16 protein-coding genes are annotated in these 24,485 nt (G+C 61.4%); 12 read left to right on the top strand and 4 right to left on the bottom strand.

Annotation, left to right across the window (positions count from 1 at the left end; all coding sequences use genetic code 11):
- Nucleotides 1-12: 12 nt before the first annotated feature.
- Nucleotides 13-2,844 carry an excinuclease ABC subunit UvrA gene (gene uvrA, locus BRD58_RS16395; RefSeq protein ID WP_012849994.1) on the bottom strand — a complete coding sequence of 944 codons (2,832 nt, stop codon included), beginning with the start codon at nt 2,842-2,844 and terminating at the stop codon, nt 13-15.
- Between the two features lie 227 nt (nt 2,845-3,071).
- On the opposite strand from uvrA, the gene BRD58_RS16390 reads away from it, so the two are divergent.
- The gene (locus BRD58_RS16390; protein ID WP_012849993.1) at nt 3,072-3,632 is read left to right on the top strand and encodes a single-stranded DNA-binding protein; all 561 of its coding nucleotides are present in this window, start codon (nt 3,072-3,074) and stop codon (nt 3,630-3,632) included.
- Between the two features lie 128 nt (nt 3,633-3,760).
- Nucleotides 3,761-4,090 carry a hypothetical protein gene (locus BRD58_RS16385; RefSeq protein WP_041692810.1) on the top strand — a complete coding sequence of 110 codons (330 nt, stop codon included), beginning with the start codon at nt 3,761-3,763 and terminating at the stop codon, nt 4,088-4,090.
- A 37-nt stretch (nt 4,091-4,127) separates the two neighbouring features.
- Here the strand turns inward: BRD58_RS16385 and BRD58_RS16380 are convergent, their stop codons facing one another.
- On the bottom strand, nt 4,128-5,912 hold the full coding sequence (locus BRD58_RS16380) for a sigma-54 interaction domain-containing protein (protein WP_015462399.1): 1,785 nt from the start codon (nt 5,910-5,912) through the stop codon (nt 4,128-4,130).
- 547 nt (nt 5,913-6,459) lie between these two features.
- Between BRD58_RS16380 and ygeW the strand changes: the two genes are divergently transcribed.
- The 5 genes from ygeW (at nt 6,460) to arcC (ending at nt 12,664) form a co-directional block, all read left to right on the top strand.
- Entirely contained in the window at nt 6,460-7,647 is a 1,188-nt protein-coding gene (ygeW, locus tag BRD58_RS16375) for a knotted carbamoyltransferase YgeW (RefSeq protein WP_012849988.1), read from the top strand.
- A gap of 72 nt (nt 7,648-7,719) precedes the next feature.
- Nucleotides 7,720-8,919, top strand: a complete 1,200-nt coding sequence (gene dpaL / locus BRD58_RS16370; protein WP_015462398.1) for a diaminopropionate ammonia-lyase — start codon at nt 7,720-7,722, stop codon at nt 8,917-8,919.
- A gap of 66 nt (nt 8,920-8,985) precedes the next feature.
- Nucleotides 8,986-10,203 carry a YgeY family selenium metabolism-linked hydrolase gene (locus BRD58_RS16365; RefSeq protein ID WP_015462397.1) on the top strand — a complete coding sequence of 406 codons (1,218 nt, stop codon included), beginning with the start codon at nt 8,986-8,988 and terminating at the stop codon, nt 10,201-10,203.
- A gap of 59 nt (nt 10,204-10,262) precedes the next feature.
- The gene (hydA, locus tag BRD58_RS16360; protein WP_034168596.1) at nt 10,263-11,648 is read left to right on the top strand and encodes a dihydropyrimidinase; all 1,386 of its coding nucleotides are present in this window, start codon (nt 10,263-10,265) and stop codon (nt 11,646-11,648) included.
- 83 nt (nt 11,649-11,731) lie between these two features.
- On the top strand, nt 11,732-12,664 hold the full coding sequence (gene arcC, locus BRD58_RS16355; RefSeq protein ID WP_012849984.1) for a carbamate kinase: 933 nt from the start codon (nt 11,732-11,734) through the stop codon (nt 12,662-12,664).
- Between the two features lie 64 nt (nt 12,665-12,728).
- On the opposite strand, the gene yqeB is transcribed toward arcC, so the two are convergent.
- Both yqeB and yqeC read right to left on the bottom strand, forming a co-directional pair.
- Nucleotides 12,729-14,321: a selenium-dependent molybdenum cofactor biosynthesis protein YqeB gene (gene yqeB, locus BRD58_RS16350; protein WP_012849983.1), complete on the bottom strand. Its 1,593-nt coding sequence runs from the start codon at nt 14,319-14,321 to the stop codon at nt 12,729-12,731.
- A gap of 28 nt (nt 14,322-14,349) precedes the next feature.
- Nucleotides 14,350-15,153: a selenium cofactor biosynthesis protein YqeC gene (yqeC, locus tag BRD58_RS16345; protein ID WP_236721611.1), complete on the bottom strand. Its 804-nt coding sequence runs from the start codon at nt 15,151-15,153 to the stop codon at nt 14,350-14,352.
- Nucleotides 15,154-15,332: 179 nt separating this feature from the next.
- Between yqeC and BRD58_RS16340 the strand changes: the two genes are divergently transcribed.
- From BRD58_RS16340 to BRD58_RS16320, 5 genes are all read left to right on the top strand, one after another.
- Nucleotides 15,333-15,926, top strand: a complete 594-nt coding sequence (locus BRD58_RS16340) for an NTP transferase domain-containing protein (protein ID WP_012849980.1) — start codon at nt 15,333-15,335, stop codon at nt 15,924-15,926.
- A 343-nt stretch (nt 15,927-16,269) separates the two neighbouring features.
- The gene (gene ygfK, locus BRD58_RS16335) at nt 16,270-19,377 is read left to right on the top strand and encodes a putative selenate reductase subunit YgfK (protein ID WP_069579437.1); all 3,108 of its coding nucleotides are present in this window, start codon (nt 16,270-16,272) and stop codon (nt 19,375-19,377) included.
- 2 nt (nt 19,378-19,379) lie between these two features.
- Nucleotides 19,380-20,708: a putative aminohydrolase SsnA gene (gene ssnA / locus BRD58_RS16330; RefSeq protein ID WP_012849978.1), complete on the top strand. Its 1,329-nt coding sequence runs from the start codon at nt 19,380-19,382 to the stop codon at nt 20,706-20,708.
- Nucleotides 20,709-20,764: 56 nt separating this feature from the next.
- Nucleotides 20,765-21,544, top strand: coding sequence for a molybdopterin-dependent oxidoreductase FAD-binding subunit (ygfM, locus tag BRD58_RS16325; RefSeq protein ID WP_073383774.1), 780 nt, complete (start codon nt 20,765-20,767; stop codon nt 21,542-21,544).
- A complete protein-coding gene (locus BRD58_RS16320; protein WP_073383769.1) occupies nt 21,541-24,411 on the top strand; it encodes a molybdopterin-dependent oxidoreductase Mo/Fe-S-binding subunit in 2,871 nt (956 codons plus the stop codon). The genes ygfM and BRD58_RS16320 overlap by 4 nt, the downstream gene beginning before the upstream one ends.
- The last annotated feature ends 74 nt before the right edge of the window (nt 24,412-24,485 follow it).

The following is a 24,485-nucleotide window of genomic DNA, read 5'->3' as shown; positions in this document are numbered from 1 at the left end:
CGTCAGGTTCCCTTAGGCATTGTCCAGGATCGGACGCAGGAAGCGGGCCGTATGGGAGGCTTCACAGCGGGCGACGGTTTCCGGCGTGCCGGCGACCAAGATCTCGCCGCCGCCGCTGCCGCCTTCCGGCCCCAGATCCACGATCCAGTCCGCCGTTTTGATCACGTCCAGATTGTGCTCGATAACCACGATGGTATTGCCCTGATCGCGCAGCTGGTGCAGTACCGCCAGCAGCTGCTGAATGTCGGCAAAGTGCAGACCGGTGGTCGGTTCATCCAGGATATACAGCGTTTGTCCGGTGCCGCGTTTGGAGAGCTCGCGTGAGAGTTTGACCCGCTGAGCCTCGCCGCCGGAGAGGGTGGTGGCCGACTGCCCTAGGCGAATATAGCCCAGGCCGACGTCCATCAGGGTCTGCAGCTTACGCGCCAGCGCAGGAACGGCGTCAAAAAAGCTGCGCGCCTCCTCAATGGTCATTTCCAGCACCTCGTGGATGCTTTTGCCCTTGTACTTGATCTCCAGCGTTTCACGGTTGTAGCGCTTGCCCTTGCACTGGTCGCACGGCACATAGATGTCCGGCAGGAAGTGCATCTCCACCTTGATGACTCCATCGCCCTGACAGGCCTCACAGCGCCCGCCGCGCACGTTAAAGCTGAAGCGTCCCGGGGTATAGCCGCGCGCCCGCGACTCCGGCACCCCGGAAAATAGCTCGCGGATCGGGGTAAAGATGCCGGTATAGGTCGCCGGATTGGAGCGCGGGGTTCGCCCGATGGGGCTCTGATCGATGTCGATCACCTTATCGAAATGCTCCAGCCCCTCGATGCTGCGGTAGGGGGCCGGTTCGCCCAGCGTGGCGCCGTTTAGCTGGCGCTGGGCGATGGGGAACAGCGTATCGTTGATCAGGGTGGACTTGCCGGAGCCGGAGACGCCGGTGATGCAGGTGAACAGCCCGACCGGCAGGGTCAGGGTCACCTCTTTCAGGTTATTGCCGCGTGCGCCGCTCAGCTTGAGCACCCGCGTTGGATCGGCGGCGACCCGCTGACGGGGCACGGCGATCTTCCGTTGACCGCTGAGGTACTGTCCGGTCAGGGAGCCCGGCGTCGCCATGATCTGATCCACGTTACCCTGGGCGACGATCTCGCCGCCGTGAACCCCGGCGCCCGGGCCGATATCGATGATGTGATCGGCGGCGCGGATGGCGTCCTCGTCGTGTTCGACCACGATCACCGTGTTGCCCAGGTTGCGCAGGTGCATCAGCGTATCGAGCAGGCGCTCGTTATCGCGCTGATGCAGGCCGATGGAGGGTTCATCGAGCACGTACATCACCCCGACCAGCCCGGCGCCGATCTGGCTGGCCAGACGAATGCGCTGCGCCTCGCCGCCGGACAGGGTCTCGGCGGAGCGGGAGAGACTCAGGTAGTTCAGGCCGACGTTGACCAAAAACTGCAGGCGCTCGCCGATCTCTTTCAGCACCTTCTCGGCGATTTTGGCGCGCTGTCCCTCGAGCGCCAGTCCGTGGAAGAAGCGCAGCGCAGCGCCGATGCTGAGATCGGCTATCTGCGGCAGCGTGGTGTCTTCAATGAAGACGTTGCGCGCCTCTTCACGCAGGCGCGTCCCGCCGCAGGCGGCGCAGGGACGGTTGCTGATGAATTTGGCCAGCTCCTCGCGCACCGCGCTGGACTCGGTCTCTTTGTAGCGGCGCTCCATATTGTGCAGCACCCCTTCGAAGGGGTGACGACGTACGGTGGTATCGCCGCGATCGTTAATGTACTTGAATTCGATCTCGTCTTTGCCGGAGCCGTACAGCACCACGTGGCGCACCGTTTCATCCAGAGAGTCGAAGGGTGCCTCAATATCAAAATGATAATGGTCGGCCAGCGAGCGCAGCATCTGGAAATAGTAGAAGTTGCGGCGATCCCAGCCGCGAATGGCGCCGCCCGCCAGCGACAGCTCGCCGTTTTGTACCACCCGCTCCGGATCGAAATACTGCTGTACCCCGAGGCCGTCGCAGGTGGGGCAGGCGCCCGCCGGGTTATTGAAGGAGAACAGCCGTGGCTCCAGCTCCCGCATGCTGTAGCCGCACAGCGGGCAGGCGAAGTTGGCGGAAAATAGCATCTCTTCCGCCTGGGGATCGTCCATATCGGCGACCACCGCGCTACCGCCGGAGAGCTCCAGGGTGGTTTCAAACGACTCCGCCAGGCGCTGGGCCATATCGGCCTTCACTCGGAAGCGATCGACGACCACGTCGATGCTGTGTTTTTTCTGCAGCTCCAGCTTCGGCGGATCGGAGAGATCGCACACCTCGCCGTCGATCCGGGCGCGGATGTAGCCCTGCGCCGCTAGATTTTCCAGCGTCTTGCTGTGCTCCCCTTTGCGATCCTTGATGATCGGGGCCAGCAGCATCAGGCGTTTGCCCTCCGGCTGGGCCAGAACGTTGTCCACCATCTGGCTGACGGTCTGCGCCGCCAGCGGCGTGCCGTGCTGTGGACAGCGCGGCTCACCGACGCGGGCGAACAGCAGGCGCAGGTAGTCATGAATTTCAGTGATGGTTCCCACGGTGGATCTTGGATTGTGGGAGGTGGATTTCTGCTCGATGGAGATGGCCGGAGATAGCCCCTCGATATGGTCGACGTCCGGTTTTTCCATCAGCGACAGGAACTGGCGGGCGTAGGCAGAAAGGGATTCGACGTAGCGCCGCTGCCCTTCGGCATACAGGGTATCGAATGCCAGAGAGGATTTGCCGGATCCGGACAGACCGGTGATGACCACCAGTTTGTCGCGGGGGATAATCAGATTGATATTCTTGAGATTATGGGTGCGAGCACCGCGTATTTCTATTTTATCCATTGCCTACTTCCCGGATTAACAGTTACCGATCTCACCGTGCACACGCTGGATCAATGATTATGACATATCCGAAACTGAATGGATATCCAGTATTCGATAACCGATGTGGCGCGCCCTAAACCGGATCTCGAACGCCTGCACAAAACGATGATGAGTGCTCAAGCGTCGCTGGCGTGTTAGAATTTACGGTTTAGACTGAATAAATTTACTTCATCAGGAGAGTCGACATGGCCAGCAGAGGCGTAAATAAAGTGATTCTTATCGGGAATCTGGGTCAGGACCCGGAAGTCCGCTATATGCCGAACGGCGGCGCCGTTGCCAATTTGACGCTGGCAACTTCTGACAGCTGGCGTGACAAGCAGACCGGTGAGCAGAAAGAGCGCACCGAATGGCACCGTGTTGCGCTGTACGGCAAGCTGGCGGAGATCGCCGGTGAGTACCTGCGCAAAGGCTCTCAGGTGTACATCGAAGGTCAGCTGCGTACCCGTAAGTGGCAGGATCAGAGCGGCCAGGATCGCTACACCACGGAAGTCGTGGTCGATATCAGCGGCTCCATGCAGATGCTGGGTGGTCGCCAGGGCGGCGGCGCACCGATGGGCAACCAGGGGCAGCAGGGTGGCTGGGGTCAGCCGCAGCAGCCGCAGCCGTCGCAGGGTGCCGCGTTCAGCGGTGGCCAGTCGGCACCGCGTCAGCAGTCACAGCAGGGCGGCTATTCCGCGCCGGCCCAGCCGGCCGCGCCGCAGAGCAGCGAACCGCCGATGGACTTTGATGACGATATCCCGTTCTGATAACGCGCGGGTATTCCCCCTTAAAGCCCCGCAGCGCGGGGCTTTTTACTATTTTTGCCGCCAGAGAGCGGACACCACCCAGCATAACCGTTCCGTAGAGACGGGCGTCATGGGATAAGGGAGAACATATGGTATTACGACGGCTTTCCTGGATGGTCGGTAGCGGCGCCTGGCTGATGCCCTGGGTACTGCTGCTGTGGCAGTGGCTGGAGACCGGGCAGCATCAGGCGGCGATCTCGCCGCAGGCCTACAGCGGCTGGAAGATGACGGTACTGCTGGCCGATGCCGCCTTCGCCGGCGCGCTCTCGCTGCTGGCGCTGCTGGTCGGCGCCGTCGCGCTGGCGCGAACCCCGCAGGAGGCGCTGCGCCCGCTGCAGCGAATGGCGGAGCTGCTGGTGCTGGCGCTACCGCTGCTGTTTTGCCTGTTTGTCCTTGGGCTGTTCTGGGTGCACGGCTAAGCGGCGGGCGGCCCGGGCAAACGGGCCGCGCGGCGTATCAACCGGCCGTTAGCTCGTACTTCTTTATCTTGCGATAGAGGGTGGCAATGCCGATGCCCAGCTCCTCCGCCGCCTGCTTCTTGTTGCTGTAGCGCGCCAGCGCCTCGCGGATCATCTGTTTTTCCATCTCCTCCAGCGCCGTGCTGCCGTGATCGTCGCCGCAGGCTACGCTGCTCTGATAGGCGCTGTTATCTTCCCGATAGTTCAGGGTGACCTGCCCGTTGATCAGGTTGGGCGGCAGCAGCGCGGTGTCGATCACCTCGCCGCTGGGCACGACGTTGATCAGGTACTCCATCAGGTTACTCAGCTCGCGTACGTTGCCCGGCCAGCGGTAGCGCTTGAGCAGCATCATGACCTCCGGCGAAATGCCGGGATAGACCAGGCCGATGCGCTTGGTGTGCAGGTTAAGGAAGTAGTGGATCAGCAGCTCGATGTCGCCCTGCCGCTCGCGCAGCGGCGGCAGCGCCATCGGGATCACATTCAGGCGGTAGTAGAGGTCTTCGCGAAACTTACCGTCGGCGATGTACTGTTCCAAGTTTTGGTTGGTGGCGGAGATAATGCGAATATCGACGGCGATGGGGCTGCTGGAGCCGATGGGCTGTACCTCACGCGACTCGATGGCGCGCAGCAGTTTGGCCTGTAGGGTCAGCGGCATGTCGCCGATTTCGTCCAGAAACAGCGTTCCGTGGTTGGCGGCCTGGATCAGCCCCATTTTGCCGTTGGCGGAGGCGCCGGTGAAGGCGCCTTTCACGTAGCCGAACAGCTCGCTCTCCAGCAGCTGATCCGGAATGGCGGCGCAGTTGATGGCGATAAACGGCTTGTTATTGCGATCGCTGAGCTGGTGGATGGCGCGTGCCACCACCTCTTTACCGGTGCCGCTCTCGCCCACGATCAGTACGCTCGATGGGCTGGGCGCGATGCGGCTGATCAGCCGCTTCAGGTTGCGCATTGGGCGGCACTCTCCGACCAAGTGCTCGATGCGCGGATCGTCGGGGTTCAGTTCGACGTTCATCGGCGAGTGGGACTGATGGAACGCCATCAAAAATAGCTGGTGGTCCTGAATATCGTGCAGCTGGCCGATAATCAGCTCTTGGTGCTGATCGAAAGCGACAATATGCTGCAGATGACCGCTGAGATAGTTCTGTTGATAGGTCAGCGGCCGAATATTAAATGTCTTACCAATAACTTGCTCATTAATGGCATTCAGCTGTTTTAATGCCGTGGCATTGGCAAACTGCGCCTGGTTATTTTCATCCAGAACCAAGACGCCCTGATCCATATTCTCGATCAGGCTGAGTAATATTTTGCTGGCGCCATCGTTTCCGCCCTGGCTTTCCAAGAGTTTAGAAACAAATATGTTGGATATATGCCGGACATAATCGGAGAACTCATGCAAATTATCCTTTATTCTCTCCTGCTGCTCCTGGGTAAAGGCCACCAGGCTGATAACGCCGATGCAGTTCCCCTGGAACAGGATCGGCGTCCCGAGAAAGGCCTTTTCCTTACAGTTGTCCTTACTGCTGCATCCCTCGCAGACCGGATCGAAGCGGGAGCGGATCACCACCTTTTCCTGCTTGGTATCGAGCACATAGCGCAGCAGACGTGAGTTGCTGTTGAGCTTGCGGCCAAAGAATTTACCGTAGGGGCCGGTGCCGGCGACGCGCGTCATGGTGGCATCGACGATCTCGACCTCCAGCTGCAGTACGCTGGAGAGCATTTTGGTAAAGCGCAGGATAGTGGGTTGGATCTGCATTAAAACGGATTGAGTGTTTGCGGGTGTCATAATTGAACCTTTCTTTAGCACTTAACCAGTTACCCTGCATTACGGGTATGTTGGCTGATGTTAGAACCTATTCCATTAGGCCATAAGCGTGTTCTTTTATCGCATGATACTAACTCAGCAATATTGAAGTTTGATAAAGAAGCGTTTCTTTTCGCCCGCGATACGACAAATATGTAAGAGCCATCACACTTTATTATCAAAATGAGAGATACACCCTTAACGTTATCAATATGGGTTGAGGATTACGGGGAAAGGGGGCGGAAATATTCCCGCTGCGGCCGGTCTTCTGCGTATTTACTCTGCTGATAATATGCATTCAATAGATAAAAACCGCCGTTTTCCGCTGCCGATGAGCACTATTTTGTGATGGCTCTCGCACAATGTTATGGGATCTCCGTTGGCCCCTCTGCAGAAAACAAATTTGGCACAGTTATTGTTTAAGTATTGCCAGTCGCTGTTATCGACTGTTTGCAGGTTGGACTCTCACCGCCTGTGCGGCGTAGCAGGTTAGTCAGGTAGCCAGTCATTTAATCATTAGGGCCATACGATGAAAACTGTTAATGAAATTATCAAGGATATCAACGCGCTCAAGTCTAATCTTCATGACAAGGACTTTCTGCTGACCTGGGAGCAGAGTCCGGAGGAGCTGAAGCTGGTGCTGGATGTCGCCGAGGCGCTGAAGACCATGCGCGCTGAAAATATCGCGACCAAAATCTTTAACAGCGGGCTGGGTATCTCCGTGTTCCGCGATAACTCGACCCGTACCCGTTTCTCCTATGCGTCCGCTCTGAACCTGCTGGGTCTGGCCCAGCAGGATCTGGATGAGGGTAAATCCCAAATCGCCCACGGCGAGACCGTGCGTGAAACCGCCAACATGATCTCCTTCTGCGCCGATGCCATCGGCATCCGTGACGATATGTTCCTGGGCGCCGGTAACGCCTACATGCGTGAGGTCGGCGCGGCGTTGGATGAGGGCTACGAGCAGGGCGTTCTTCCGCAGCGTCCGGCGCTGGTCAACCTGCAGTGCGACATCGACCACCCGACGCAGTCCATGGCCGATCTGGCCTGGCTGCGTGAGCACTTCGGCAGCCTGGAAAACCTGAAGGGCAAGAAGATCGCCATGACCTGGGCCTATTCTCCGAGCTATGGCAAGCCGCTGTCCGTGCCACAGGGCATCATCGGCCTGATGACCCGCTTCGGGATGGACGTCACGCTGGCCCACCCGGAGGGCTATGACCTGATCCCGGACGTGGTGGAGGTCGCCCATAATAACGCCAAGGCGTCCGGCGGTAGCTTCCGTCAGGTGAGCTCCATGGAAGAGGCCTTCAAGGATGCGGATATCGTGTATCCCAAGTCCTGGGCGCCTTACAAGGTGATGGAGCAGCGCACCGAGCTGCTGCGCGCCAATGATCACGATGGCCTGAAGGCGCTGGAGAAACAGTGCCTGGCGCAGAACGCTAACCATAAAGATTGGCACTGCACCGAAGAGATGATGAAGCTGACCCGCGGCGGCGAAGCGCTGTATATGCACTGTCTGCCGGCCGATATCTCCGGCGTCTCCTGTGAGGAGGGCGAGGTGACTGAAGGGGTATTCGAGAAATACCGCATCGCCACCTATAAAGAGGCCAGCTGGAAGCCGTACATCATCGCCGCGATGATCGTCGCCCGTAAATTCCCCAAACCGGGCCTGGTGCTGGAGCAGCTGCTCAAGGAAGCCCAGAAGCGTATTAAGTAACACCGTCGGCCGGCCGAGTCGGCCGGCCTCTCCGCCAGCGCGGATTTCTTATTCGATGGATGAGGTTGGGTTATGTCTGTTTTCTCGCTGAAGGTGGATATTGCGCAAAACCGTTTCTTCAATGGTGAAACGTCGCCACTGTTCTCCCGCGCAGAAGCGCAGAAAGCGCGGGCCTTTCATAAAAAAATCACCGGCTACCGTCCAACGCCGCTGTATGCCCTGGATGAACTGTCGCACCTGTTTGGCATCGGCAAGATCCTGGTGAAGGATGAGTCGCAGCGCTTTGGCCTGAACGCCTTCAAGATGTTGGGGGGCGCTTACGCCATTGCACGCCTGCTGTGCGAAAAGTATCACATGGATATCAATGACTTCTCCTTCGAGAAGCTCAAGTCCACCCTGACCGAGCGGATGACCTTTGCCACCACCACCGACGGCAACCACGGCCGCGGCGTGGCTTGGGCGGCGCAGCAGCTGGGGCAGCATGCCGTGGTGTACATGCCCAAGGGATCGGCGCGCGAACGCGTGGAGCATATCCGTAACCTGGGTGCTGAGTGCATCGTCACGGACATGAACTATGACGACACCGTGCGTCTGACCATGAAGACGGCGCAGGAGCGCGGCTGGGAGGTGGTACAGGATACCGCCTGGGAGGGCTACACCAAGATCCCAACCTGGATCATGCAGGGGTATGCCACGCTGGCGGATGAAGCGGTAGAGCAGATGACGCAGATGGGCATTGCCCGTCCGACCCACGTCTTCCTGCAGGCCGGCGTGGGCGCCATGGCCGGCGGGGTGCTGGGCTACCTGGTCGACGTCTACGGTGCGCAGAACCTGCACTCGGTGATCGTCGAGCCGGATCTGGCGGACTGCGTGTTCCGCTCCGGCGTGAAGGGCGAGATCGTCAACGTCGGCGGCGACATGGCCACCATCATGGCCGGCCTGGCCTGCGGCGAACCTAACCCGCTGGGCTGGCCGCTGCTGCGTAATTGCGCCACCCAGTTTATCTCCTGCCAGGATAAGGTGGCGGCGCTGGGCATGCGTGTGCTGGGCAACCCGCTGGGTCAGGATGCCCGCATTATCTCCGGCGAGTCGGGCGCCGTCGGCCTGGGGGTTCTGGCCGCCGTCCATCACCATCCGCGCCGCGAAGAGCTTATGAAGACGCTGGGGCTGAACCGTGACTCCGTGGTGCTGCTGATCAGCACCGAAGGGGACACCGATGTGAAGCACTACCGTGAAGTGGTTTGGGAAGGGAAATACCCGGCGTGTGAATAAGCGCGGGGGCATCGTTGAATTCATGCTCCCCGCCCGGCGGGGGGATCACCACTGGAGAAGAATATAATGGCTAAGCAAGTTCCGTTCGATATGATTCTGGAGAAGGCGCATCAGTATAAAGACGACATGTCCCGTTTCCTGCGCGACATGATTGCCATCCCCAGTGAAAGCTGTGATGAAAAGCGCGTCGTGCAGCGCATCAAAGAAGAGATGGAGAAGGTGGGCTTCGATCGGGTTGAGATCGACCCGATGGGCAACGTGCTGGGCTATGTGGGCCACGGTCCGCACCTGATCGCCATGGATGCCCACATCGACACCGTCGGCATCGGCAACATCAAAAACTGGACCTTCGACCCCTATGAGGGGATGGAGACCGACGATCTGATCGGCGGGCGCGGCGCGTCGGATCAGGAAGGCGGCATGGCCTCCATGGTGTATGCCGGTAAGATCATCAAGGATCTGGGGCTGGAGGATCAGTATACCCTGCTGGTGACCGGTACCGTTCAAGAGGAGGACTGCGACGGCCTGTGCTGGCAGTACATCATCGAGCAGTCCAAGATCCGTCCGGAGTTCGTGGTCAGCACTGAGCCGACCGACTGCCAGATCTACCGCGGCCAGCGCGGACGCATGGAGATCCGCATCGACGTGCAGGGCGTCAGCTGCCATGGCTCCGCGCCGGAGCGCGGCGACAACGCCATCTTCAAGATGGGGCCGATCCTCAACGAACTGCAGGAGCTGTCGCAGAGTCTGGGGTACGACGAATTCCTTGGTAAGGGAACCCTGACGGTATCCGAGATCTTCTTTACCTCACCGAGCCGCTGCGCCGTGGCCGATAGCTGCGCCGTCTCCATCGACCGTCGCCTGACCTGGGGCGAGACCTGGGAAGGGGCGCTGGAGGAGATCCGTGCGCTGCCGGCGGTGCAGGCGGCTAACGCCACCGTCTCCATGTATAACTACGATCGACCCTCCTACACCGGGCTGGTCTACCCGACCGAGTGCTACTTCCCCACCTGGAAGGTTGAAGAGGATCATGTCACGGTGAAAACCCTGAGCCAGGCCTACCAGGGGCTGTTCCATAAGCAGCCGGTGGTCGATAAGTGGACCTTCTCTACCAACGGCGTTTCCATCATGGGCCGCCACGGTATCCCGGTGATCGGCTTTGGTCCGGGCAAAGAGCCGGAGGCGCATGCGCCGAACGAGAAAACCTGGAAGGATCACCTGGTGACCTGCGCGGCGATGTATGCCGCCATCCCGCTGACCTATCTTGAGCAGCTGAAGAAGTAATCCTGACGCTATCTTCCCCGGCACCGTGCGTGCCGGGGTCTCTTTGCGGAGTCACGACGATGAAAAGCCTGATCAAAAACGGCACGGTGGTGAATCACGACGGCGAACGGCGCGCGGACGTGCTGATCGAACACGGCATTATCAGCCGCCTGGATCCCGGCCTGTCGGAGGATGAGGCGGACGAAGTGATCGACGCCGAAGGTTGCTACGTGATGCCCGGCGGGGTGGACGTACACACCCACTTTAATATCGATGTCGGCCTGGCCCGCAGCTGTGATGATTTTTTTACCGGTACCCGCGCGGCGGCGTGTGGCGGTACAACAACCATTATCGACCATATGGGCTTTGGCCCGAAGGGCTGCTCTCTGCATCACCAGCTGGCGGCCTATCACGGCTACGCCGCGGACAAGGCGGTGATCGACTACGGCTTTCACGGCGTAATCCAGCATATTGATGCGGCGATCCTCGACGAAATGGCCTCGATGGTGCAGGAGGAGGGGATCAGCAGCTTTAAGCTCTATCTGACCTACGGCTTTAAGCTGGACGACGATGCGGTGCTGCGCGCGCTGCGCCGTCTGCATCAGGTCGGCGCGCTGACCACGGTGCACCCGGAAAACGATGCCGCCATCGCCCAGCGGCGCGCCCATTATCTGGCCAACGGTCAGGTCGCGCCGATCTTCCATGCCCGCAGCCGTCCGCTGGAGTGCGAGGCGGAGGCCATTGCGCGCATGATCAATCTGGCGCAGCTGGCGGGGAACGCGCCGCTGTATATCGTTCACCTGTCCAACGGACTGGGGCTGGACTATCTGCGTCTGGCCCGCGCGCGCCATCAGCCGGTGTGGGTCGAGACCTGCCCGCAGTACCTGCTGCTGGATGAACGCAGCTATCTGCGCGAAGACGGCCTGAAGTTTATTCTCAGCCCACCGCTGCGCAACCTGCGCGAACAGGATGCGCTGTGGTGTGGCATCAGCGACGGCGCCATCGACGTGGTGGCCACCGACCACTGCACCTTCCCCTACCGCCAGCGGCTGGCGCTCTCCGGCGGTAACTTTAGCCGCTGCCCCAACGGCCTGCCGGGCGTTGAAAACCGGATGCTGCTGCTGTTTTCCGCCGGGGTCATGACCGGACGTATCTCGCTACCGCATTTCGTGTCGCTGACCAGCGCGACCCCGGCGCGCCTGTTTGGGCTGTGGCCGCAGAAGGGGGCGATCGCGCCGGGCGCCGACGCCGATGTGGTGATAATCGATCCGCGCCGGACGACGACGGTGCGTCACTGCGACTTACATGACAACGCCGACTACAGCCCCTATGAGGGCATGGTATGCCGGGGGGCTATTCGCCATACCCTGGCGCGCGGCGAGCGTATTTTTAGTGAGGGCGAGTTTAGCGCCGAGCCGGGGCGCGGGCGTTTCCTGAAGCGAAAGGCGTTTCAGGCACCGGTATAAGCAGTACGGCTGCGCCCGCATACCGCCGGGAAGCTTGCGCGACGGGATGCAGTCCGGTCCAACAACATACGAGTGAGGATATGATGAAGAAAAAAATCGTGCTCGCGCTGGGGGGAAACGCACTGGGCGAGGGGCTGGCCGAGCAGATGAAGGCGGTGAAGACCACGGCGCGGGCGATTGTCGATTTGATAGCGCAGGGGCACCAGGTGGTGGTCACCCACGGTAACGGTCCGCAGGTGGGGATGATCAACCAGGCGTTTGAGGCGGCGGCGAAAACCGAGGCCCATACGCCGATGCTGCCGATGTCGGTCTGCGTCGCGCTCAGTCAGGGGTACATCGGCTACGATCTGCAGAACGCGCTGCGCGAGGAGCTGCGGGATCGCGGCATGCAGACGCCGGTGGCGACGCTGATCACCCAGGTGGAGGTCGATGGAAACGATCCGGCCTTCCTCAATCCGACCAAGCCGATCGGCTCCTTCTTTACGCAGCAGGAGGCGGAGCTGCTGACGCGCAATGGCTACAACATGAAAGAGGACGCTGGGCGCGGCTATCGCCGCGTTGTCGCCTCGCCGAAGCCGGTGGACATTATTGAGAAAGAGACCGTTAAGGCGATGATCAACGCCGGCCAGGTGGTGATCACCGTCGGCGGCGGCGGGATCCCGGTGATCCGCGAGGGCAATCACCTGCGCGGCGCCAGCGCGGTGATCGACAAGGACTGGGCCAGCGCCAAGCTGGCGGAGATGATCGACGCCGACATGCTGATCATCTTGACGGCGGTGGAGAAGGTCGCCATCAACTTTGGTAAGCCGAACCAGCAGTGGCTCGATCGCCTGAGCCTGACGGACGCCCAGCGCTTTATCGATGAGGGGCACTTTGCCAAGGGCTCCATGCTGCCGAAGGTGGAGGCTGCGCTCTCCTTTGCGCGCACCCGTCCGGGGCGCGAGGCGCTGATCACCGTACTGGATAAAGCCAAAGAGGGGATCGAGGGGAAAACCGGCACCGTGGTGTGTCAGTAACCGCAGGGAAAATCTAAAGGGGCGCTTGGCGCCCCTTTTTACTGTCTGACGGTCCGAACGCACACTAGGGGCGCGGGCTCAGCTTCATCATCGCCTCTAGCACCGCGCCGCCGATGGCGCGCGCCTTATCGGAGACGGTGGTGTAGTCGGCCTGCGCTCCGCGCGGATCGACGTCGCCGATTTTAAACCCGGCGCTGACCTCCAGCCCCTCGCTCAGCAGGCCGCGTACCATCCCCTGCAGCGGGGAGACCACCGGCGTCGTATCGATATGGGCGATGATATCGCCCTCGTTGACCAGATCGCCCAGCTTAACGCAGCAGTGCATGATGCCAGCGTGCGGGGCGCGGATCACCCGGCGGGTGGTGTGGCCATTAATGTTGCCCGGGATCCCGGTATTGGCCTGGGCAAAGCCGCGGTAGATCACCCGCCCAAGGTGGTGTCCACGGTTGGTTTCGATCACCGCGTCGCAGTCTTGGCCCGCCTCGAAGCCGGGGCCGAGGGCGACGGTCACCGGGGCCATATCGCGGCGGGTGCCCAGGTTTTGCTTGGCCAGAATGGCATCGACCAGATAGTGGGGCTGCAGCGCCGCCAGCGTGAGGCACTGCGGATCGACCAGCACCGGGATGATCCCCTGCTCGATTAGGCTGAAGGCCTGCTCGGCGCCGTCGGCGCGGCGGGCGGTGACGCCTTCGACCGTGCTCTCCCCGTCGAAGACGGCCTGGGCAAAGGCGACGCTGCGGCGGATCACCGTCGGCTTGGCGACCTCCAGCATCAGTACCTGAAACCCGGCGTGGTACAGCCTCAGCGCGACGCCGGTGGCGATATCGCCGGCGCCGCGGATCGCCACCAGGCGATTGCGCTGCAGACGGATATTCTGTTTCATCAGGCCGCCGGCGGCGCGGTTTTTGATCTGCAGCACCTCGGCCAGAATGCTGATGGCGATCTCCTCCGGCGTTTCGGCGCCGATGTTATAGCCGATGGGGGCATGCAGACGCGCCAGCTGCGCTTCGTCCGTGCCGCTCTGGCGCAGCTGCTGGCAGAAGGTCTGTACCTTGCGACGGCTTCCCAGCAGGCCGAGGTAGTTCAGGGGTTTATCGATCAGGCAGTCGAGCGCCTCTTTGTCCTGACTGTTGGTGGCGATGATGACAAAGCTCTCTTCTTCTATCTGCATTTCATTGATAAGTTTAGTGAAATTATCACCGTGGTGCAGGCGGGTGCCGGCGGGAAACAGCGCGGGATCCAGGCTGTCTTGGTAGGTATCGGCGACGTGGATGTCAAAGCCCAGCGAGGCGGCGGCGTGGGCGATGGCGCGGTTGACGTGGCCGGCGCCGATCAGCACCAGGCGCGGGCGCAGGCCGTGAACGTCGATATAGACCGACATGGCGCCGCCGCAGTCGGAGCCGACGGCGTCCTGGCCGCTGCGCGCCATGCGGCCGTGGAATACGCGCGGCTTGCGCTCGGCCAGCGCCAGCATGGCCTGCTCAATGACCAGCCGTTCGATCATGCCTCCGCCGATGGTGCCGATGATGCCGCCGTCTTTCAGTACCAGCATCTGTGCCGAATGACGCGGCGTGGAGCCACGGCTCTCGATGATTTGAGCCATGGCAAACGGGCGGTTTTGTTCCTCGAGTTTCGCAGCTTGTGCAAAGATATTCATAACGACCTCAATGTCGACTGCCTTGTTGTTATTCCCGGCGCGGCGGCGGGCCGGCGCGGGTATCGTTGTTGTCATGGCGCTGCAGAATGCGCGTAATCGGGGGCTGTTCACGGACGGCGCCGAGCCAGATGGCGTCCAGCGTCCCGTCGTTCAGCAGGGCATACAGGCTGGCGTCCGTGACGTTATCAGATTGATAAAATCGGTTGATCAGCCAGACCCTGCGCGCCGTGGCCGGGGTGCCTTTGAACATCCCCTGCGGGTGGCGGATAAAGCGGCCCATCGCCGTCATATCCAGGCACTCGCCCTCTGTCAGGCCGCTGTGGGCGGCGAACAGCGGCCAACGGTGTACACAGCGCTCGCCGACCGGATGCCCTAACGTTTGTCCCCCGCTGACGGCAATCACGCAGTGGCTACGCTCAGGGATGCAAGGTTCGTGCCCCGCCGGCGCCTTCAGCGGCAGGCGGTGGGCGCCATCGGCCTCGACCAGGATCACATCGACCAGGCTGCGCTGGGACAGGGTATCGATCTGGGCCGGGGTAAAGCCTTGCACCTTACCCAGAGCAGGGTCCCAGGCGGCGAAGCAGGCGGTGATCGCCGAGCGCAGCGCCGCGGCGGGGAGGGCGGCCGGATGGCGGCAAAACAGCGTGGGGAGGGTATCCGGCAGATACATGCGGGTGGTGGTGGTGACCATCACCCGCAGGCCGCGCTCGGCAAAGGCGTGCGCCAGCCAGCGCAGGGCGCTGGTTTTTCCGCCGGCGCCGATCAGGCTTATCAGCAGTGGGCCGGGCTTCGCATGGCGGTCCCTTAGCACCTCCTGCAGTTCGGGTATCATGGTGTTCGGCATATGTGCTATTAATAGAACCGGTGCCCCGCGGCCATTTTTATTCATCGCGTTGTATCCGCGCGCCGTGTCCGGCGGCGGAGCTCGGCGTCGATGTCAACGGGCTGCAATTGCCATCATGATGCCGACAGGGCGCAGCGCTAATGCTCCTAATCCAGTGGAAAAATAGAATGATGCAGCTAACAGAGAATATTATTCCCGAGGCGGTAGAGGGGATCATTACCGCCGCGGGGCTCTCTTCGCGGATGGGACAGTGGAAAATGATGCTGCCCTATCGCGGTGGCACCCTTCTGGATGCCAGTATTAATAACGCATTGGGGTTTTGTCAGCAAATTATATTGGTCGTTGGCTTTCGCGCAGACGAATTGCTGCAACGCTACGGAGATCATCCAAGAATTCGCACGGTGGTTAATCCCGATTATCGCAGTGGGTTATTTTCCTCCGTTCGCTGCGGCGCGGCGGCGGTGCGAAGCGACTACTGTTTTATTAGCCACGGCGATATTCCCTGTCTGACGCCGGCGCTGTTTTCCCGCCTGTGGCAGCGGCGCGGCCCCTATGCCCTGATGCCGCGCTATCGGGGGACGCCCGGCCATCCTGTGCTGTTGCCGCGTGCGCTGCTGCCGCAGGCTGGACAGCGTTATCCCCAGCGCAGCATGCGTGAATATTTGTTAGCAAAGGATTATCGTTATCTTGATATAAATACGCCTGAAATTATTCTGGATGTCGATACGCCGCAGGCCTATCAATTGCTATTGGGTAAGTAAGGTATTTGCTTTTTATATTTAAGCGATTGCGTTCACAGTTAAAATAATTATCGCAAAATTCGCATATCAAAGTGATACGGCCTCTCTTTTTTTGATAATCTCACCGTCGCTGAATAAGCGGCGCGGAGGCCGCTGTGGTTTATTGATTTATATTCTCATTTGGCTCGTGTGAGCTATTTCACAAATAGATAAAACAATTAGATATTACTCACGATTTTTATCATCCAAGGAATAGGAATAAATATCTGGCGTGATTGTTGCTGATATCTGGGTAGCCGCCGGTGTGCGCGGGACGTACCCCGGTAAATCGATATCAGCGTTATGTCGCAGCAAGGAGAGAGTCATGGGTGATATTATGCGTCCCGTTCCGTTTGAGGAGCTTCTGACGCGCATTTTTGATGAATACCATCAAAGCCGCTCTATCTTTGGTATTCCCGAGCAGCAGTTTTACCGTAAGGATAATCAGCGCCTGATCAAGGTGTTCGGTGAAACCTGTGAGACCCCCATCGGCCCTGCCGCCGGCCCCCATACCCAGCTGGCGCAAAACATCATCGTCTCCTGGCTGACCGGCGGTCGTTTTATTGAGCTGAAAACCGTACAGATCCTCGATCGTCTGGAGCTGGATAAGCCCTGTATCGATGCGGAAGACGAGTGCTTCAACACCGAATGGTCCACCGAGTTCACGCTGCTGAAGGCGCACGATGAGTATCTGAAAGCCTGGTTCGCCCTGCATCTGCTGGAGGAGATCTTCGATCCGCGCACCCAGGGTGAGGCCAAATCCTTCATTTTCAACATGAGCGTGGGGTATAACCTCGACGGCATCAAGCAGCCGCCGATGCAGCAGTTTATTCACGACATGATGGACTCTGCCTCGCATCCCAAGTTTGCCGAGTACCGCCGCATCCTGGCGCGCTGGGTCGGCGACGAGGCCTTCCTGTCCCGGCTGGGGCTGGCTGAGCGGCGCGATCGTCTGACGGCGCTGGCCGCGGGTATTCCCGCGGACATGGCGCACGGCGTTACCCTGTCGACCATGCACGGCTGTCCGCCGGACGAGATTGAAGCTATCTGCCGCTACATGCTGGAAGAGAAGCACCTGAACACCTTTGTGAAGCTGAATCCGACCCTGTTGGGCTATGCGCGGGTGCGCGAGATCCTTGATACCTGTGGCTTTGACTACATCGGGCTGAAAGAGGAGTCCTTCGATCACGATCTGAAGCTGGCGCAGGCGCTGGAGATGCTGAAGCGCCTGATGACGCTGGGTCGGGAGAAGCAGCTGAGCTTTGGCGTTAAGCTGACCAATACCCTGGGCACCATCAACAATAAAGGGGCGCTGCCCGGCGGAGAGATGTACATGTCCGGTCGCGCGCTGTTCCCGCTCTCCATCAACGTGGCGGCGGTGCTGTCGCGCGCCTTTAACGGCGAGCTGCCGATCTCCTACTCCGGCGGCGCCAGTAAATTCAACATCCGCGATATCTTTGAGACCGGTATCCGGCCGATCACCATGGCGACCGACCTGCTGAAGCCGGGTGGTTACCTGCGGCTGACCGAGTGCATGCGCGAGCTGGATCGCTCTGAATACTGGGATATGCCGAAGGTGGACGTCGCACGGCTGGAGGCGCTGGCCGCCCGCGCCGTCAGCATGGAGTACACCCAGAAGCAGTGGAAGTCCGACGATCGCATCGACGCCGGCGGTCCGCTGCCGCAGACCGACTGCTATGTGGCGCCCTGCGTCACCGCCTGCGCCATTAAGCAGGACATTCCGGAATATATCCGTCTGATGGGCGAAGGGCGCTACGCCGACGCGCTGGCGGTGATCTATCAGCGTAACGCGCTGCCGGCGATTACCGGCCATATCTGCGATCACCAGTGCCAGTACAACTGTACCCGCTTGGACTATGACAGTGCGCTGAATATCCGCGAGCTGAAGAAGGTGGCGCTGGAGCGCGGCTGGCAGGAGTACAAGCAGCGCTGGCACAAGCCGGCCGGCTCTGGGAACAAACACCCGGTGGCGGTGATCGGCGCCGGCCCCGCCGGGCTCTCCGCCGGTTACTTCCTGGCCCGCGCCGGGCACCCGGTGACCCTGTTTGAGCGCGAGGCCAACGCCGGTGGGGTGGTGAAGAACATCATTCCGCAGTTCCGCATCCCGGGCGAACTGATCGCCCACGATATCGAGTTTGTCGCCGATCACGGCGTGAAGTTTGCGTTCGGCTGCGATCCGCAGCTGACGGTAGAGCAGCTGCAGCAGCAGGGCTTCGCCTATGTGCTGGTCGGGGTTGGGGCCGATAAGAACAGCGGCGTGCGTCTGGAGGGTGACAACCGCAACGTCTATCGCTCTCTGCCGTTCCTGCGCGACTACAACCGCGGCGTTGCGCTGAAGCTGGGCAAACACGTGGCGGTGGTCGGCGCCGGTAACACGGCGATGGACTGCGCCCGCGCCGCCCTGCGCGTGCCGGGGGTCGACGATGTCACGGTGCTCTACCGCCGTACCCTAAATGAGATGCCGGCCTACCGCGAGGAGTATCAAGAGGCGCTGGAGGACGGGGTGAAATTCATGTTCCTGACCAACCCTGAGCGCTTCGAGCAGGACGGCACCCTGGTGGCGCGCGTCATGGCGCTCGGCGAGCCGGATGCGCAGGGGCGTCGCCGTCCGGTCGCGACGGAGCGCACCGTGACGCTGCAGATGGACGCCCTGATCACCGCGATCGGCGAGCAGGCCGACTGCGAGCGCCTGGCGGCGATGGGGGTTCCGTTGGACGACAGCGGCTGGCCGGCGGTACGCGATGCCAGCGGTGAAACGACGCGTGAGAACGTGTTCCTGATCGGTGACGTGCAAAGTGGCCCCTCGTCCATCGTGGCCGCCATCGGCACCGCCCGCCGGGCGACGGATGCGATTCTGGCGCGGGAGAGCATTGCGAGCAGCTACGGCGATAAGTACTGGAACAACGTCGATCCGGCGCGCATCTACCAGCGTAAAGGGGCGATCTCCGTCACGCTGGTGGACAAAGATGACCGCGACGCCTTCGTGGCGCAGGAGGCGCAGCGCTGCCTGGAGTGTAACTACGTGTGCAGCAAGTGCGTGGATGTCTGCCCGAACCGTGCCAACGTCTCTATCGCGGTGCCGGGATTCCAGAACCGTTTCCAGACCCTGCATATTGACGCCTACTGCAACGAATGCGGCAACTGCGCCCAGTTCTGTCCGTGGCAGGGAAAACCCTACAAAGACAAGATCACCATCTTCAGCCTGGCGCAGGATTTTACTAACAGCACCAACCCCGGCTTCCTGGTTGAGGGATCTCAGGTGAGCGTGCGTCAGGACGCGCAGATCTGGCAGCTGCGCATCGACGAGGTGGGCGAATTCGCCGAGGTGCCGCCGGCGCTCAGCGACATGTGCCGCATCATCAGCCACGTTCATCGCCATCATCACTATCTGCTGGGCCGGGTGGAGGAATAACCATGCTGATTCTGAAGAACGTCACCGCCGTACAGTTTGAGCCGGCGCGGGTCCTGGAAGGGGTCGATATCGCCATCGACGGCGCGGAGATCCGCGCCGTGGGTGACAACCTGCGTGCGCAGTACCCCGAGGCCAGAGTTAAGGAGATGCACGGGCGTCTGGTGATGCCGGGCATCGTCTGCGCTCACAACCATTTTTACTCCGGTCTGTCGCGCGGCATCATGGCCAACATCGCGCCGTGCCCGGACTTTATCTCTACGCTGAAGAACCTGTGGTGGCGCCTGGATCGGGCGCTGGATGAGGAGTCGCTGTACTACAGCGGGCTGATCTGTTCGCTGGAGGCGATTAAGAGCGGCTGTACCGCGGTGATCGACCATCACGCCTCGCCCAACTATATCGCCGGCTCTCTGGCGACCCTGCGCCAGGGATTTCTGAAGGCCGGTCTGCGCGGCATGACCTGTTTTGAGACCACCGATCGCAACGGTGGCACCCGAGAGCTGCAGGCGGGAGTAGAGGAGAATATCCGCTTCGCTCACCTGATCGACGACGCCAAGGCGAAGGGGAGCGAGCCCTACCTGGTGGAGGCGCACATCGGTGCCCACGCGCCCTTTACCGTCTCCAACGCCGGTCTGGATATGCTGCGAGAGGCCCTGCGCGCCACCGGGCGCGGGCTGCATATTCACGCGGCGGAGGATCGCTATGATGTTTCCCACGGCCACGACAAATATGGGCAGGATCTGGTGGTTCGCCTGGCCGAGTATGATCTGATTAACGATAAGACCCTGTTGGCCCACGGGCTGTATCTCTCCGATGAGGACATTCGCATCCTCAACGCGCAGGATGCCTTCCTGGTGCACAACGCCCGCTCCAATATGAATAACCACGTCGGCTACAACCAGCGTCTGGCGCAGTATCGCAATCTGGCGCTCGGCACCGACGGCATCGGCGCGGATATGTTTGAAGAGCTGAAGTTTGCCTTCTTTAAACACCGCGACGCCGGTGGCCCGCTGTGGCCGGATAGCTTTACTCGCTTCTTGTACAACGGCAACCAGCTGCTTGACCGTAACTTTGGCGCCCGCTTTGGCCGTCTGGAGGCGGGCTATAAGGCGGATCTGACCATCTGCGACTACCCGTCACCGACGCCGCTGGCGGCGCAGAACATCGGTGGGCATCTGGCCTTCGGCCTGGGCGCATCCAGCGTGCACAGCGTGATGGTCGAAGGGGTGATGGTGTATGAGGATCGCGCGTTCCCGTTTGACGTCGAGCCGATTTACGCCGAAGCCCGCAGGGTCGCCGCCAAGATGTGGCAGCGTATGGATGCACTGAACTGAGACCATAAAACCGCGCGGGCTTTGGCCCGTGCGGTTTTGCACAAAGAGGGTGGAACATGATTGAGCAATTTTTCCGGCCGGACTCCGTAGAGCAGGCGTTGGAGCTTAAGCGCCGCTTTCAGGATCAGGCTGTTTACTTCGCCGGAGGAAGTAAATTAAACGCCACGCCCACGCGCACCGAGAAGACGGTGGCTATCTCCCTGAAAGGGCTGGGGTTGGATCGGGTCACCTGGCATGACGGGGCGCTGCACCTCGGCGCCCTGATGACGCTGCAGCAGCTGCGCGATACGGCGCGGCTGCCCCAGGCGCTGCAGGATGCGCTGGGCTTTGTCTATTCACGCCATCTGCGCAACCAGTCGACGCTGGGCGGCGAGCTGGCGGCCCGCCAGGCCGAATCGGTGCTGGCGCCGGTGCTGATGGCGCTGGACGCCCGTCTGCAGAGCGCCGACGGCGCGGCGATCGCGCTGGAGGAGTATCTGGCTGCGCCGGACGATCGTCTGTTAACGGCGGTGATCATCGACGATCCCCTGCGCTGCTGCGCGACCCGTAAGGTGAGCCGTTCGGCGGCGGGCTGGTCGGTGGTGACGGCGGCCGTCGCGTTTCCGAGCGACGGGGGGCGGCGTATCGCCCTGGACGGCGTCGCCTCTCGCCCGCAGCGTCTGCGCGACGTGGAGGGGCTGGCCCTTGAGGGTGAGCCGCTGGCGCAGGCGGTCAGCGCTGCGATCGCGCCGAGCGCAGATCTGGGCGGCAGCGAAGCGTATAAGCGCTATATCGCGGGCGTAGTGGTGGCTGAACTGTTGGCGGACTGCCAGCAGATGAGGGAGGAAGCAAAATGACAATTCGCTTTACGCTGAACGGCACCCCGCGCACGCTGGCGTGTCAGCCGGGCGACAATGTGCAGCAGCTCTTGTTTGGACTCGGCATGCACTCTGTTCGCAACAGCGACGATGGATTCGGCTTTGCCGGCTCCGATGCCATTATCTTCGACGGGGTGGTGATCAACGCCTCCCTGCTGATCGCCGCCCAGCTGGAAGGGGCGGTGGTACGCACCGCCGAATCGCTCGGTGCCTGGAATCAGCTGAGCCCGGTGCAGCAGGCGATGGTCGACGTGGGCGTGGTGCAGTCCGGCTATAACGATCCGGCGGCGGCGCTGATCCTGACCGATCTGCTGGAGCGTATTCCGGCGCCGAGCCGTCAGGATATCGATGACGCCCTCTCCGGGCTGTTTAGCCGCGACGCCGGCTACCAGCAGTTTTACCAGGTGGTGGCGCTGGCGGCGGCGCGGATGCGCGATCCGCTGTATCAGATGGAGGTGGCGCCCGAGTTTCGCGACGATCTGAGCGTGGTCGGTAAAAACTGTCCGAAGGTGGATGCGGCCAAGATGGTGCAGGCCAAGCCCTGCTACGTCGAGGATCGCATCGCGGCGGACGCCTGCGTGATCAAGATGCTGCGCTGTCCCCATCCCCATGCGCTGATCGCCCGTCTGGACGTTAGCCGGGCCGAGGCGCTGCCGGGCGTGGTGCACGTCATCACCCATCTGAACTGCCCGGATGTTTATTACACCCCCGGCGGACAGAGTGCGCCGGAGCCGTCGCCGCTCGATCGCCGCATGTTTGGCAAGAAGATGCGCCACGTTGGCGACCGCGTCGCCGCCGTGGTGGCGGAGAGCGAGGCGATCGCCCTGGAAGCGTTGAAGCTGATCGAGGTGGAATACCAGATCCTGCGGCCGGTGATGTCCATCGACGAGGCGATGGCCGACGATGCGCCGCTGATCCACGACGAACCCATCGTGTACGTCAACGGGGCCCCGAGCGATCTGGAGGTGCAGAATCGGGGCTCGGCGCAGCGCGGCGAGCACATGATCATCAACTTCCCGATCGGGGCGCGCCCGCACGACAATATCGCCGCCAGCGTTCACGGCCGCATTGGGGACGTGGAGCAGGGCTTCGCGCAGGCGGATGTCGTCATCGAGCGCACCTACGAGTCAACCCAGGCTCAGCAGTGTCCGACCGAGCCGCACGTCTGCTACACCTATATGGACGGCGATCGTCTGGTGGTACATGCCTCGACCCAGGTGCCGTGGCACGTGCGTCGCCAGGTGGCGCGCATCGTCGGGATGAAGCAGAACAAGGTCCACATCATCAAGGAGCGCGTCGGCGGCGGCTTCGGCTCCAAGCAGGATATCCTGCTGGAAGAGGTGTGCGCCTGGGCGACCTGCGTCACCGGGCGTCCGGTCTACTTCCGCTATACCCGTGAAGAGGAGTTTATCGCCAACACCTCGCGCCACGTAGCCAAGGTGAAGGTGAAGATCGGCGCGACCAAAGAGGGGCGTTTGACCGCCATCGACATGGACTTCCGCGCCAACACCGGCCCCTACGGCAACCATTCCCTGACGGTGCCGAGTAACGGTCCGGCGCTGTCGCTGCCGCTCTATCCCTGCGATAACGTCAATTTCCAGGTCACCACCTATTACAGCAACATCTGCCCGACCGGAGCCTATCAGGGCTACGGGGCGCCGAAGGGGAACTTTGCCCTGACCATGGCGCTGGCCGAGCTGGCCGATCAGCTGGATATCGACCTGCTGGATATCATCGAGCTCAACCGGGTACATGAGGGACAGGAGCTGAAGATCCTGGGCGCCATCGGCGAAGGCAAGATGCCGACCTCGGTCCCCTCTGCCGCCAGCTGTGCGCTGGAGCCGATCCTGCGCAAGGGGCGTGAGCTGATCGACTGGGACGCACCGAAGCCGGCCGAGGGTGACTGGCGCATCGGGCGCGGGGTGGCGATCATCATGCAGAAGTCGGGCATTCCGGACATCGATCAGGCCAACTGCATGATTAAACTGGAGTCTGATGGCACCTTTATCGTGCACTCCGGCGGCGCCGACATCGGTACCGGCCTGGATACGGTGGTTAACAAGCTGGCGGCCGAGGTGCTGATGTGCCCGATGTCAGAGATCCATGTTATCTCCGGCGATACCGACCATGCGCTGTTTGATAAGGGGGCCTACGCGTCATCCGGCACCTGCTTCTCCGGCAACGCGGCCAAAAAGGCGGCGGAGAATTTGCGCGAGAAGATCCTGTTCCACGGCGCGCAGATGATCGGCGAGCCGCGGCAGGATGTCACCCTGGTCGCGCCGGGGATCGTGCGCGGCAAGCGTGGCGAGGTGAGCTATGCCGATATCGCCCACAAGGCGGAAACCGGCACCGGCTTCGGTACGCTGGTGGCAACGGCCAGCTATATTACGCCGGACTTTGCCTTCCCCTATGGAGCCAACTTTGCCGAGGTGGCGGTGAACGTGCGCACCGGCGAGATCCGGCTGGACAAGTTCTATGCCCTGCTGGACTGCGGCACCCCGGTGAACCCCGAGCTGGCGCTGGGTCAGATCTATGGCGCCACCATGCGCGCCATCGGCCACAGCATGAGCGAGGCGATCCGCTATGACCGCGAGGGGCGTCCGATCACCCGCGATCTGCGCACCTACGGCGCGCCGATGATCGGCGATATCCCGCGCGACTTCCGCGCCTTCCTGGTGCCGAGCGACGATCAGGTCGGCCCGTACGGCGCCAAGTCGATCTCTGAAATCGGGGTGAACGGCGCAGCACCGGCCATCGCGACTGCGATTCACGACGCCTGTGGGGTTTGGCTGCGCGAATGGCACTTTACACCGGAGAAAATACTGAACGCGTTAGGAAAACTGTAAGACCGCGTGCGGGCCGCTCCGGCGGGGCGGCCCTGCGCCAACGATTCAATTAGCCGTTGGATAATGAATATCTG

Source organism: Edwardsiella piscicida (assembly GCF_001896205.1).
GTDB classification, from domain to species: domain Bacteria; phylum Pseudomonadota; class Gammaproteobacteria; order Enterobacterales; family Enterobacteriaceae; genus Edwardsiella; species Edwardsiella piscicida.
This window is presented reverse-complemented; position numbering and strand designations above follow the sequence as displayed.